We start from the raw sequence: 14057 nt of genomic DNA on the forward strand, positions 1-14057 counted from the left end.
ATCAATAAGATGGGATGAATATTATGGATTATGCTTATTTACTAACAGATAAACTTTATGCTAATTATAAAAACAATATAAGAATAAAAGATTATTATTTTCACTATAACGACTGTTCACTTCATATATCAGATGATCAAGATAGTAAAATACTTCTAATGGGGTATGCTACGGACTGCAAAGAACCGTCTAAATCAAATCAAGATATTGCAGATGAATTGTTAAAACTAAAAGATTTTGACAAAATTTTAAATCAAAGCAGATACCTGTTAGGCAGGTTTATTATTTTTTACTATCAAAAAGACACCTTTTTTCATATAATACCTGATGCGACATGTTCGATTCCTATATACTATACAGAGGGGAAAAGTGATCAAAAGAGTGTTTCTTCCGACTCTTTAGAATTAGCCAATATGTACCAGTATGGTTATTCGAAAGAAGCAATTAAAATAAAGAACATGGCGGAGGAACAACATCCCTTACCCTATAACTTGACCATGTATGATGAAATAAAAATGATAATACCCAATCACTATTTGAGCATGAAAAAGTCTGCGATGGTACGTTTTTATCCGAATAAAACAATTGAACTTAAGGAATATGAAGATGTACTGGATGAAACCATTTCTATAATTGATAATGTATTGAAAACGGTCATTAAAGAAAGAAAATTAGCACTTCCACTTACATCAGGCATAGATAGCCGCACTTTATTGGCTTTTTTAAAAGAGGATATTGAGTCTATACCTATGTATACTTTCTTTAACAAGGGTGACTCGGAAAATTGGGATATGAAAGTCCCTAAAATGATTGCTGAGAAATATCATTTAGAGCATTTAGCATTAGAGCGTGAAACTATTTCAAAAGAACAACTTGATGAGTTAAGTGTGTTGTTAGATAAACAGCAAAATAGAAGAATCTTGGAAAACGGCTTAACACTATCCTTGTCATCTTTAAGCGAGCGGTCATTCTTAAGCGGCGATATAATACCTATATTGAAAAGTAATTTTGGGAAGAATCTTCCGGAAAGCATGGCAACCTTAGGTTATCTGACTACTAAAACACACAATTTTTCAAAAGAAAATAAAAATCATGTCGCCAAGTGGATGAAAGATGCACAAAATGAATACAATGTATCTCTTTATGATTTGTTTTTTTGGGAACACAGGTCAGGAAAGTGGCTTCCCAATAACGCAAAAAATTATGATGTCTTTGCAGATCCGTATTACTTATTTAATTGTCACTATTTAATCGAGCTATGGGTTAGTTTAAGCAGAAAAGACAGAGTCAATCACTCTTTTCAGGAAGAAATAATTAAAAGAAAATGGCCCGAATTATTAGAATTTCCAATTAATCCGGGTAAGTCAAAGGTCAATGCTTTAGCAAAAAATCAGTACGCGTATTATATAGGTAGTTTTATTAAATATTATATTAGCAAACTTAAGTTTTTAAGAAAGAGTCGAAATAAGAACCCTCTATAAAGTTCATACTATGCAAGGAGAATTCATGTGACCAAGATCAGCATCATCATACCTGTGTACAATTTAGAAAATTATTTAAAGAGAACAATCGATAGTATTATGGAACAATCATATGATAACTGGGAATTGATTATGGTAGATGATGGATCTAAAGATGATTCTTTAGCTATTATTAAAGAGTACAGTGCGAAGCACTCAAATATTCGGTTTATTTCACAATCAAACGCTGGGCCTGGTTTAGCGAGACAAAAAGGACTGGACGTTGCTGAAGGCGAGTATATTCTATTTGTTGACGGGGATGATCTACTTCCTCAAAACACGTTAGAAAAATACGTAGATATTATTAAAACGCATTCTCCTGATGTCGTATCTGGAGGCTTCTTAGAATTAAGACGCGATAAAAACATGTCTAAAATCAAACGTATTCCTACGCTGGAAGGGTACTACTCTGAAAACGAGTTCAGAAAAAACTTTTCCGATTTTGAGAGTGTGAATATAAAAAGTTTGTGTTTTAGAATATATAAAAAGGATTTTATCCATAAAAACAACATAAGCTTTTCTAACCATTATATGGGAGAAGATGCAATTTTTAACTTTAAAACATATGCAGTGTTATCTGATATTTATATTACCAAGGATATAGTGTACATTTACGATAGAACGAGAGAAGATTCTGCTGTCAATACGTATTTTGAAAATCGCTTTGACAATGAAAAAGAAGTGATAGATGAATATAAACATATGTTTATTAGCTGGGAAATGGAAGAAGAATTCAAAAAAAATATAGCGAAATTATATTTTAACGCGATGATAATTGAATTACGTAATCTATACATTCGAGGTAATGTGAAAAAAGAGACTAAGAAAGACGTATCAAAAAAAATCTTTAACGATACTGACGTAATGAAGTCGGTTGATCTGCTAGAATTAAGTGATGTTAGAACTAAAGTTGAGAAGATTTTATTGTTTTTATTAAAATATAATCTCAACAAAACAGTAACGTCTGTAATGAATATATACGCTCGATTAAGATACAGAAAATGATAAAGTAGGTAATAGTATGAAAAAGATGTTAATTAAAGCTTTCACGAAAATTAATTTGGGTGATGATTTATTCATTAAAATCCTTTGCGAAAGATATCCTGATGTGCAATTTTTCATAGAGTGTTCTGAAGAAGAAGCAAAGCCCTTTGAAAAGATTACAAATTTAAAAGCATTTCAACCCTTTTTGATAGAAAGAATAATTAAAAAAGTGAATCGAACATTTTCAATTGAGATCCCTGAATTTATTTCTAAGAGAAAAAAGATTATTGATTCTTCTTTAGGAACTGTTAACATTGGGGGTTCAATTTTTATTCAAGATGATAACTGGAAATCAAAAGTAAAGAATTACAATGAAATGGTATTATCAAGTCGGAATTATTATATAATAGGGAGTAATTTTGGTCCATTTCAGGATAAGGATTATCTGACTTCTTATACAGAGGTCTTTAAGCAAGTAAATGATGTTTGTTTTAGGGAAAAATATTCATATGATTTGTTTTCTGAGAATAACAACGTAAGGTACGCACCTGATGTTGTTTTTACGATGGATACTAAAAATGATTTGAGCATTAAGAATACGGATGACGAAAAATATATTGTTATATCTATAATAGATTTGAGCAACAGGGCTGCCTTGAAAATGCAAGAGGATCACTATATCAATGCTGTTTACAATATTATAGTAGATGCACAAGCTAGAAATTATAAAGTTAGTTTAATGAGTTTTTGTGAGTACGAAGGAGATTTAATCGCAATAAATAAAATAAAGAATTATTTTGAAGAGAAGGGCAGCTCTTTAAGCGGAGTAAGTTCTTATAATTATAATGGAAACATGGTTGAGGCACTTAGCATTATTGAGAACTCGAGTGGTGTTGTGGCCACAAGATTTCATTCAGTTATACTGGGTTTATTATTCAATAAACCATTATATCCTTTTATATATAGCAGTAAGACATTGAATGTGTTAAACGATATTGGTTTTAAGGGTAAGTACACTCATATAAACGAAATTGAACAATTAGATACGGCTAGTGTTGTTTCTCAATTAGAAGATTATAGTGCTATTGATATTTCAAAGCAATGTACTGAAGCAGAAAACCAATTTTACAAATTGGATCAATTACTAAACTGAGTTTCATGCTATATATATTAAGGAGGATATTTATATAAGAATTATCTCTTGTATAAATAATTAAGATGAATTCATACAAAAAATTATTAGGCAATTCATTTGTTTTTGCCATAGGTAGACTAGGAAGTAAATTAATCTCTTTTTTCCTAGTCCCTGTTTATACGTATTATTTATCAACTGCTGAGTTTGGAACGGTTGATTTAGTAATTACGACAGTAAGTATGTTATTACCTATAGTGTCAGCTAGTATATTTGATGCTGTTTTAAGATTTATAATGGATGATAAAAATGAAACAGACAGTGTAATGATGAATGCTTTATATATAGCAATCATTGGCTTTTTGATTGCCTTATTATTTTATCCGTTAATCATTTGGCTCAACTTACTTGACGATTCAACTTTCGTCATGTTTATGTACATCATCCTGTTTATGCAGATGTTAGAACGTATTTTCGCAGAATACGCTCGAGCTATTGGCGAAATAAAGAAATTTGCGATCAATGGAATTTTAATAACTATTTCAACGGGTACACTTAATATCTTGTTTTTAGTTGTATTTGGACTTGGTGTAAATGGTTATTTTGTATCAATGATTTTAGCATACCTCATATCTATAATATATTTAGTTTTAAGTACGAAGGCATATAGACATTTTGATTTGTCATTAATAAAAAAACCTGTAATGAAATTACTGTTATTTTATTCCGTTCCTTTAATTCCAAATACTTTGATGTGGTGGTTGATCAATGCCTCAAGTAGATATTTTATTCGATTTTTTATAGGTATCGGAGCTAACGGTTTATTTGCAGTAGCAAGTAGAATACCATCTTTAATCAAAATCTTCATTCAAATATTCATGCAAGCCTGGCAGTTATCGGCAATTGAAGAATTCGACAGTGAAAACAAGTCGGATTTCTACTCTAATGTTTTTAATTATCTGTCGTCCTTATTATTTATAGGCATTGCGGCTATTTTGATAGTATTAAAACCTGGGATCAGTTTCTTGTTTGCGGCTGACTATTATGAAGCGTGGGTCGTTGTGCCGTTTCTACTATTAGGTGCTGTATTTTCAAGTTTCTCAAGTTTTTTAGGTACTAACTATATTGCTGCGAAAAAAACAAAAGGAGTATTCAAGACTTCTGTTTATGGTGGATTAGTAAGTTTGGTGTTAAACTACATTCTTATTTCACAGTTCGGTATCATTGGTGCAGGTATTTCTTCAATGCTTTCATTCTTTATTATCTGGATCCTAAGGGTATATGATACAAGGGAATATATCGATATGACGATCAATTGGAAGTTACTTATTCAAAACTTAGTAATCATTTCTTTGCATATAGCTCTTCTATTCTTTGATGTCCCTGTGTATTACGAAATAATGGCAGGTATTGGATTGTTCTTATTAATATTATTTGTTAACCGTAGTTTATGGTTGTTACTCAAAAAAATATGGAAAAACGTTAAGAGAAAAAAATAGAGAGTGACAATTTATACTAATAAGTAAAAATTCTAAAATAATATATAACCGAGATCAAAGCTGATTTATATGGCTTGATCTTGGTTTTTTTTTCGAAAAAACGAGGTTGATGATCAAACATTACTATACAATATATTGAAAAATATTCTTATTTGTCAAACAATTGTTGTATTTAAGACATAAAAGTATCATTATTTCAATTGAATACCATACATTCTGTATATTTATGCTATAATTTCGAAGAATCATCAATAATAACAAGAAGAAAGGCGGAAAAATAGTGAAACAGTCCAACAAAAAAACGTTCAAACTAAAATACTTTTTATATAGTAGCGCGATTTTAGCCGCTTTAGCCCCGTCGATAGAGGTTGAAGCTACAGAAGAGAACAACGATATAATAAATTATCAATCTGAAGATATTGTTATACAAGATTGGCAAATTCTATTAATGGATACGTTGGTTGATATCGATCAGGATACTAATATTGATGAATTATTAGACATCACTATTAACGTACATAATGAAGGTGAATATGAATTAGCTGCAAGTATCTATGACATATTTATTACATATTTAGATTTAGACGAAAATTTGATGGACCAAGTTCAAAATAATCTTGAAATGGCACAAAATAATCAATTGCCAGAAGACTGGGTAATGAGTGATGAGTTAATAAGGGAGTATTCATCTATTTCCATCTTTGAATATTATGATTCTGTTACTACGATAGAGACAGATTCTGAAAACGTCGTTCAAGAAGATATTGACCAGGACAATAGTGAAATAGATAAATTGGATAGTGTTGAAGTCATTGAGAACAACGATTTGGAAATGGCTGACTCGATAGAAAGCATTACTGAAGATGAAGTTACCGAGAGCGAAGAAGTTTCATCTGTTAATAAATCGACGGATTCAAGTACTGAGACAAATGACGGCAATGATGAATTTTCAGAACAAGAAGAAGTCACTCAAGAAAGCTTGACTGTCACAGAAGTTGTAGAAGAGAAATCGAAAGAGTTAGAATCATATAATGTTAGAACAGCTAGTACGACATCAGGTGCAGATATATTGTATTACGAATCGATCAATGCACAAAACGTCTCGACCGCATGGAGCAAAGCTGTGGAAGGGTATAACAAATATCCGACTGATGCTCGGTTCAAAGATGCCATCGAAAAAGCAGCAGTTCGTATGCTGAATTATGCAGACTCATTAGTCACAAGAGGAAATGTCGAATGGGCGCTTAGCTATTATGAAGGCATGCTGAGAGGTCCTTGGTTACCGACGGATATAAAGAGTCGAACCACGAATTCGAGAGATCAAGCGGTAAGCATGATCGAAGAAGCCAAGAAAGAAGCTTTGTACAACGAATCTATTAATGCATCTGGCGTCTCAACGGCATGGAGCAAAGCTGTGGAAGGGTATAACACGTACCCTACTGATGCTCGGTTCAAAGATGCCATCGAAAAAGCAGCAGTTCGTATGCTGAATTATGCAGACTCATTAGTCACAAGAGGAAATGTCGAATGGGCGCTTAGCTATTATGAAGGCATGCTGAGAGGTCCTTGGTTACCGACGGATATAAAGAGTCGAACCACGAATTCGAGAGATCAAGCATTAAGCATGCTCGAAGAAGCCAAAAAAGTAGCCTTGTACAACGAATCCATTAATGCATCAAGCGTCTCAACGGCATGGAGTAAAGCCGTCGAAGGATATAACAAATACCCGACTGATGCTCGGTTCAAAGATGCCATCGGAAAAGCAGCAGTTCGTATGCTGAATTATGCAGATTTATTAGTCACAAGAGGAAATGTCGAATGGGCGCTTAGCTATTACGAAGGCATGCTGAGAGGTCCTTGGTTACCGACGGATATAAAGAGTCGAACCACGAATTCGAGAGATCAAGCATTAAGCATGCTCGAAGAAGCCAAAAAAGTAGCCTTGTACAACGAATCCATTAATTCATCAAGCGTCTCAACGGCATGGAGTAAAGCCGTCGAAGGATATAACAAATACCCGACTGATGCTCGGTTCAAAGATGCCATCGAAAAAGCAGCAGTTCGTATGCTGAATTATGCAGATTTATTAGTCACAAGAGGAAATGTCGAATGGGCGCTTAGCTATTATGAAGGCATGTTGAGAGGTCCCTGGTTACCGACAGATATAAAGGCTCGAACCACGAGTTCGAGAGATCAAGCGGCTGGCATAATTGAAGAAGCGAAGAAAGTAGCCTTGTACAACGAATCCATTAATGCATCTGGAGTCTCAGCGGCGTGGAGTAAAGCTGTGGAAGGGTATAACACATACCCGGATGATGCTCGGTTCAAAGATGCCATCGAAAAAGCAGCAGTTCGTATGCTGAATTATGCAGATTCTCAAGTTTCAAAAGGAAATAGCGAAGTGGCACTTACCTATTATGAGATTGTGTTAAAAGGTCCATGGTTACCAGAAAACTTGAAGAATCGAGCTGCTGCATCAAGAGTTGAAACATTAAAAGTACTCAGTTCTGACTATGCCTACCAAGAAATTTTAAACGAAAAAAACACTATCAAAGCTTGGTATGTAGCTATAGACGCGATAGTAAATCATCCGGATGATACACGGATCGAAGATTATATTGTTAAACAGGCAAATCTATTGTTGTCAGAAGCCATCACGCTCCATAAAAACTACCAGTACGCTCAAGCGGTCGAACGCTATGATGCACTAATAGCCGGACCAACCAATTTATATAATGAGAATATCACAGCTGAGAAATATAAAATTTTAGCTAAAAATAATTTAATACCAAACAACGCTTCTTATCAAAATTCATATTACCAGGTCTCATTAGAGACTGCTTTAAATGAACAGATGAAACGTGCTCCTCAAACGCAAGCAGGGGGGAAATGGGTCAATGCATCAAGAGAGCAGACCTTATATTATCTTAATCCTGACAATTTCTTGAGCAGTATCGAGAATGATCTGATATCAGTTGCAATTACAGGCAAAGTTACCGCAAGTACATTGAATGTGCGCAGTGGTTCAGGAACGGGTCACTCTATCATCGACCAAATCTTTGCAGGCAAAGAAGTCACAATCATCAATGAAGTGAATGGTTGGCTCCAAGTGTCGTACCTATCATCTAGTGTGACGAAAACGGGTTGGGTATCAAGCGCATTTGTTGATCAGACCAACAGAGATAGTGTCACTCATGAATTTACTGAGGCCTATAAACCTATAGCAAGAATCAATGTTGCTACATTAAATGTCAGATCAGGACCAGGAACTAATCATGCTATTTTTACAACCGTGAGTAACGGTCAACGTTACGAAATTGTTAAAGCAAGTAACAACTGGTATCAAATCAAATTTAGCAACGGTCAATTAGGCTGGGTTTCCGGAGATTTTATCACAGTGACGAATACATTAGAGAATGAATTGCTGCAGTTCCTCAAACTTTCAGGTTCTTCAGGCATCAATGAAGCGAAGCTTAATGAAGAAATCGGGAACAGTGGCGTTTTAACTGGGAAGGGACATGTCTTCCTGGAAGCTAGCCGACTTTACAATATAAATGAGATTTATTTACTGGCGCATGCAAAACTGGAGACGGGTAATGGATCGTCTTCCTTAGCGAAAGGTATCTTAGTTTCAGAGGTTGATGGTAAAGCAGTCACGCCTAAAGTAGTTTATAATATGTATGGTATTGCCGCCTTTGACAGTTCACCATTGAAATCCGGTTCCGAATATGCCTATAAAATGGGATGGGACACGGTGGATAAAGCTATAATGGGTGGTGCCGAATGGATTTCCAAACAATATGTCAACCATGCAACACACAAACAAGACACCTTGTATAAAATGAGATGGAATCCTTTGAATCCCGGCTTTCATCAATATGCGACAGATATAGGTTGGGGTTACAAACAAACGCATACCTTGAATACATTAGTAGAAGTATCTCAAAGATTTGACTTACATCTTAAATTTGATATGCCAGTTTACAACGAAAATAAGTAGATAGATAAAACGCTATGGCCTCAGTAAATGGGGCGATAGCGTTATTTTCGGAATTATAGTATAATGATGTTATCGTAATATGATGATTTATTATTGAGTTGTCATTAAAAACTGTTAAGATAGATAAGAAAAAATTACAGAAAGTTGGAAAGCTATGAATGATCAGTCGCGTCGTACGCGTAATCAAAACGTTAAAAAGAAAAAATCAGTTGGTAAAATCGTTCTCAGTTTTTTTCTCTTGTTCTTACTGGTACTTACCGCTATAGGAGGCTATGTTGCTTGGCAAGTATTTAGCGACGTTAGAAGCACGACAGATGACATGTATGAAGAAGTCGACCAAGAAGAACATGAGGCCCGTGCAGAAAAACCGGTAGTTGTCGATGGCGGCGAAGATCCATTCTCTGTTTTGCTGTTAGGTATTGATAAAGAAGACGGTTCAGTGGAATATGGACGTTCAGACACGATGATGCTGTTAGCTGTCAATCCAAATACCGAAAAGACAAGCATTCTCAGTATCCCTCGTGATACACGGACAGATATCATAGGACATGGAACAATAGATAAAATCAATCATGCGCATGCGTTTGGTAAAGCAAGCATGGCAATGAATACTGTCCAGAATCTCTTGGATGTACCGGTGGACTATTACGTTGCGGTTAACATGGAAAGCATGCAGCAGATGGTCGATGCTGTGGGAGGGATTACCGTTGTTCCCCCAATTTCGTTCAGCCAAGGTGGCCATCAGTTTGTTGAAGGAGAACCAACGCACATGGCTGGAGAAAAAGCGTTGTCGTATACTCGTATGCGCAAAGAAGATCCTGAAGGAGACTATGGTCGTCAATTCAGACAGCGTCAGGTAATTGAAGGCGCAATGAAGAGTTTAGCCTCACTGGATTCCATTATGAATTACCGAAGTGTCTTAAGCGCAATGGGCAACTCAATGAAAACGAATATGACGTTTGACGAAATGGTCGATGTATTTAACAATTACCGTAAAGCAGCAAATACGATCGAACAGGATCAGCTAACCGGAAGTGGGACCATGATGAATGGGGTCTATTACGAAATCATTCCGGACGAAGAATTGAGTCGTGTAAGAACCCAGTTGAAAAATGAATTAGAACTGTAATTGTAGAGGGGCACTTTCTAAGTGCTCTTTTTTCGTTGTTATAAAAATTACAACGTGGTAAACTGGAAAAGATAAATTGACCATGAGAGGAATGAAATAAATGAATATAACAGTCGTAGGATTAGGCTACGTTGGTTTATCCAACGCCGTTTTATTAGCACAAAATCATACTGTCAAAGCGATAGAATTGATCAAAGAAAAAGTAGACATGGTGAACAATAAACAGTCGCCGATCGCAGACAAAGAAATTTCTGAATTTTTGGCAAACAAAGAACTGGACTTACTAGCGACCACAGATAGAAAAGAAGCCTATGGTCACAACCCAGAATTTGTTGTTATTGCTGCACCAACAAATTATGATGACAAGACGAACTATTTTGATACGTCAGCCGTTGAATCAGTCATGGAAGATGTTATCAAATATGCACCCAAAGCGACTATGATAATCAAATCAACAGTTCCTGTAGGTTACACTGAAAGCATGCGGAAAAAATATAACACTGAAAACATCCTTTTTTCCCCAGAATTTCTACGTGAGGGTAATGCCTTATACGATAACTTGTATCCTACCCGCATCATCGTAGGCGGAAAATCAGCAGCTGCTCAAAAATTTGCTGATTTACTTGTCGAAGGTGCTGAGAAAGAAGATATTCCTGTCTTACTGATGGACTCAACTGAAGCCGAGGCTGTTAAACTTTTCGCGAATACTTACTTAGCTTTACGCGTCGCTTACTTCAATGAACTGGACACGTATGCAGAAGTACACGAACTGGATACCAAATCGATCATTGATGGTGTCTCTTTAGACCCACGTATCGGCGACCATTACAATAACCCTTCATTCGGTTATGGTGGTTACTGCCTGCCCAAAGATACGAAGCAACTGTTGGCGAACTATGACAAGGTGCCGAGCAATTTGATTCGGGCCATTGTCGATTCCAACCGTACACGTAAAGACTTTGTATCCGATCAAGTAATTGCCAGAAATCCCAAAAAAGTCGGAATTTACCGTCTGGTAATGAAATCAGGTTCTGATAACTTCCGTCAAAGTGCGATCCAAGGTGTCATGAAACGCATCAAGGCAAAAGGGATCGAAGTAGTCGTTTATGAACCGGTCCTTAAAGAAGATACGTTTTATAATTCAAAAGTGAATAATGATATCGAATCTTTTAAAAACGAAGTCGATGTCATTATCGCCAATAGAATTACTGATGACATTAAAGATGTTAAAGAGAAAGTATATACGAGAGATTTATACAATAATAATTAATTGAACATAAAAAACATTCAAAGTTTCTTTAGGAAACTTTGAATGTTTTTTTTGCTAAAATGTTCTAAAATTACTAAGTAAAGATATAATTGTTACGAAATATGTCTAAAATATGTCTAATCATTAACAGGAAATTTCTAACTTTATGAGAATCACTTAAAACATATATGAAGTCTATGGTAATATAAAATAACTTGCACAAAGTATAGATAAATTTTGTGATAAAAGTATAAAAACAATAACCATCAGGAGGAAACAATGGAAGAAGAAATCAGCTTAGTCGAGTTATTCGATATCATAAAGAAACGAATGGCCTGGATCATTAATGCGACCTTGATTGGTGTTTTGGTAGCGGCACTGTATACGTTCTTTATAGCCGTACCTGAATACAGTTCAACGACGCAATTATTAGTCAACCGCACACAGCAATCAGAGGTCATCCAGCAAGCAGACATAAACACGAATGTACAATTGATCAATACATATAAAGATATAATAGTAGGCCCAATCATTTTAGATGAAGTCAGAGAAGATTTGGATTTAGATATCTCTCATGGGGCGTTATCCAATCAAATCTCAATCTCTAGTGAAGCCAACTCGCAAGTTTTTTCTATCCGTGTAACGGATACGAATCCTTACGACGCAGCAACTATCGCTAATACAACGGCAACGGTTTTTCAAGAGAATTTGGATGGTATCATGAATGTGGACAACGTGACGATCATCTCCCAAGGGATACCGAACGTCACGCCTATCTCTCCCAATAACACGCTCAATTTAGCAATTGGTTTAGTTCTAGGTGGCATGATTGGTGTCGGATTAGCCTTCTTGTTTGAATTCCTGGACAACACGGTTAAAGACGAGAAATTCATTGTTGAAGAACTCGGCTGGACAAGTTTGGGCCGCATATCAGAAATGACTGTAGATGAACTTAAATCTGACGGGAAAAAAGTATTACCAGAACGCTCACCAGAAACCAGAAGCGCGCGATCACGCGTTTAGAAAGGAAGTCAATGATGTTGTTTAAAAGAAAAAAAGAAATCAATAATGCAGAACGCCCAGGTCTCGTCGTGGTAAACAAACCGACGTCGGTCGTTTCTGAACAGTTCCGCACGATCCGCACAAACATTCAATTTTCAATGATAGACGAAACGATTCGCACGATCGTCGTCACGTCTGCAGGACCAGGCTCAGGCAAGTCGATAATCTCTGCCAATTTAGCCGCTACCTTTGCTTCTGAAGAGAAACGCGTGTTACTTGTTGATGCTGATATGAGAAAACCGACAGTCCATAAAACCTTTAAAGTCCGTAACAATGATGGTCTGACGACCCTTTTAACGGATAAAAAAGCACATGTAGAAGACGTTGTCTACCGTACGCAGACAGACGGATTATATGTCTTGACGAGTGGTGCGATTCCACCTAACCCGGCTGAATTACTTTCATCTAAACGTATGGAAGAAGTGAAGCAGGAGATGCTAGATTATTTTGATATGGTCATTTTCGATATGCCGCCTTTATTAGCGGTAACCGATGCACAAGTCATGGCGTCCAAAACCGATGGCGTGCTCTTTGTCATTCCAAAAGGACAAGCCAGTAAAGACGAAGTAGTTAAAGCCAAAGATTTGCTGGATAAGGTGAAAGCCAACGTCTTAGGCGCGGTGCTCAATCGTGTAGAAAAATCAGATGACAATTATTACTATTATTACGGCGAAGGCTAATTATAAATTCGAGGAGTGTTAGATATGTTTGATTTACATTGCCATATTTTGCCTGGTATCGATGATGGCGCAAAAACATGGGACGATTCAATAGACATGGCAAAGTTAGCCGTTGAAGAAGGCATCACACATATCTTAGCGACTCCTCATCACATGAACCGCAACTGGATGAACGACAAGCAAAAAGTGATGCCATTAGTTAAAGAGTTGCAAGCAGAACTCGACCGTCAAAAGATTGCCCTGACGATTTTCCCGGGACAAGAAGTACGCTTATACGGTGAGATACTCAAAGACATGGAAGACAACAAGATCCTGTTTGTGGATGATCAAAAACAGAATGTCTTGATCGAGTTTCCGACCGAAAGCATTCCGACTTATACTGAACGTCTCTTTTATGACTTGCAGAGTCACGGTAAGACACCCATAATTGTTCACCCGGAGCGTAACCACGAGATCATCGAGCATCCCAACCGTTTGAAGAATCTAGTGGATAAAGGTGCTTTGGCCCAATTAACGGCGGCCAGTTATACTGGTGGATTCGGTAAGAAGATAGAAAAAACAAGCAAGGAACTCATTGAAGCGAATTTGGTTCATTTTATTGCTTCAGATGCGCACAACACGACTAACCGTTCCTTTCATATGAAAGAAGCCTATGAATTGTTAGCGAAAGAATACGGGCGCAGCAAACGTAACGCCTTCCATCAAACAACGAAAGATTTACTGAATGGGGATCCAATCATTGTACCGGATACGCATACGATCAAAAAATCTTTCATATCTAAATGGTTTAAATAACTATAGG

The 14057-nt window shown here is 36.3% G+C and carries 10 protein-coding genes; all 10 read left to right on the plus strand.

Going from position 1 to position 14057, the window contains the following annotated elements:
- The first annotated feature begins 23 nt into the window (after positions 1-23).
- A complete protein-coding gene (locus ACO1PF_RS10060) occupies positions 24-1481 on the plus strand; it encodes a hypothetical protein (protein WP_423188922.1) in 1458 nt (485 codons plus the stop codon).
- A 27-nt stretch (positions 1482-1508) separates the two neighbouring features.
- On the plus strand, positions 1509-2525 hold the full coding sequence (locus tag ACO1PF_RS10065; RefSeq protein WP_423188923.1) for a glycosyltransferase family 2 protein: 1017 nt from the start codon (positions 1509-1511) through the stop codon (positions 2523-2525).
- Between the two features lie 16 nt (positions 2526-2541).
- On the plus strand, positions 2542-3657 hold the full coding sequence (locus ACO1PF_RS10070; protein ID WP_423188924.1) for a polysaccharide pyruvyl transferase family protein: 1116 nt from the start codon (positions 2542-2544) through the stop codon (positions 3655-3657).
- A gap of 65 nt (positions 3658-3722) precedes the next feature.
- Complete coding sequence (locus ACO1PF_RS10075; RefSeq protein ID WP_423188925.1) at positions 3723-5135, plus strand: lipopolysaccharide biosynthesis protein; 1413 nt, start codon at positions 3723-3725, stop codon at positions 5133-5135.
- Positions 5136-5415: 280 nt separating this feature from the next.
- Positions 5416-9135, plus strand: a complete 3720-nt coding sequence (locus ACO1PF_RS10080; RefSeq protein ID WP_423188926.1) for an SH3 domain-containing protein — start codon at positions 5416-5418, stop codon at positions 9133-9135.
- Positions 9136-9289: 154 nt separating this feature from the next.
- On the plus strand, positions 9290-10264 hold the full coding sequence (locus ACO1PF_RS10085) for an LCP family protein (protein ID WP_423188927.1): 975 nt from the start codon (positions 9290-9292) through the stop codon (positions 10262-10264).
- A gap of 100 nt (positions 10265-10364) precedes the next feature.
- On the plus strand, positions 10365-11534 hold the full coding sequence (locus ACO1PF_RS10090) for a nucleotide sugar dehydrogenase (RefSeq protein ID WP_423188928.1): 1170 nt from the start codon (positions 10365-10367) through the stop codon (positions 11532-11534).
- A gap of 258 nt (positions 11535-11792) precedes the next feature.
- A complete protein-coding gene (locus tag ACO1PF_RS10095; RefSeq protein ID WP_423188929.1) occupies positions 11793-12536 on the plus strand; it encodes a YveK family protein in 744 nt (247 codons plus the stop codon).
- Positions 12537-12547: 11 nt separating this feature from the next.
- The gene (locus tag ACO1PF_RS10100) at positions 12548-13255 is read left to right on the plus strand and encodes a CpsD/CapB family tyrosine-protein kinase (protein WP_423188930.1); all 708 of its coding nucleotides are present in this window, start codon (positions 12548-12550) and stop codon (positions 13253-13255) included.
- Positions 13256-13279: 24 nt separating this feature from the next.
- Positions 13280-14050 (plus strand): tyrosine-protein phosphatase, encoded by a 771-nt coding sequence (locus ACO1PF_RS10105; RefSeq protein ID WP_423188931.1) that lies wholly within the window; start codon positions 13280-13282, stop codon positions 14048-14050.
- The last annotated feature ends 7 nt before the right edge of the window (positions 14051-14057 follow it).

Origin of the sequence: Alkalibacterium sp. f15 (assembly GCF_049389645.1) — a bacterium.
GTDB lineage: Bacteria > Bacillota > Bacilli > Lactobacillales > Carnobacteriaceae_A > Alkalibacterium.

Coding starts and splice junctions, on each gene's coding strand:
- ACO1PF_RS10085 (WP_423188927.1), top strand. CDS start 9,290: ATGAATGATCAGTCGCGTCGTACGCGTAATCAAAACGTTAAAAAGAAA.
- ACO1PF_RS10100 (WP_423188930.1), top strand. CDS start 12,548: ATGATGTTGTTTAAAAGAAAAAAAGAAATCAATAATGCAGAACGCCCA.
- ACO1PF_RS10075 (WP_423188925.1), top strand. CDS start 3,723: ATGAATTCATACAAAAAATTATTAGGCAATTCATTTGTTTTTGCCATA.
- ACO1PF_RS10060 (WP_423188922.1), top strand. CDS start 24: ATGGATTATGCTTATTTACTAACAGATAAACTTTATGCTAATTATAAA.
- ACO1PF_RS10095 (WP_423188929.1), top strand. CDS start 11,793: ATGGAAGAAGAAATCAGCTTAGTCGAGTTATTCGATATCATAAAGAAA.
- ACO1PF_RS10105 (WP_423188931.1), top strand. CDS start 13,280: ATGTTTGATTTACATTGCCATATTTTGCCTGGTATCGATGATGGCGCA.
- ACO1PF_RS10070 (WP_423188924.1), top strand. CDS start 2,542: ATGAAAAAGATGTTAATTAAAGCTTTCACGAAAATTAATTTGGGTGAT.
- ACO1PF_RS10090 (WP_423188928.1), top strand. CDS start 10,365: ATGAATATAACAGTCGTAGGATTAGGCTACGTTGGTTTATCCAACGCC.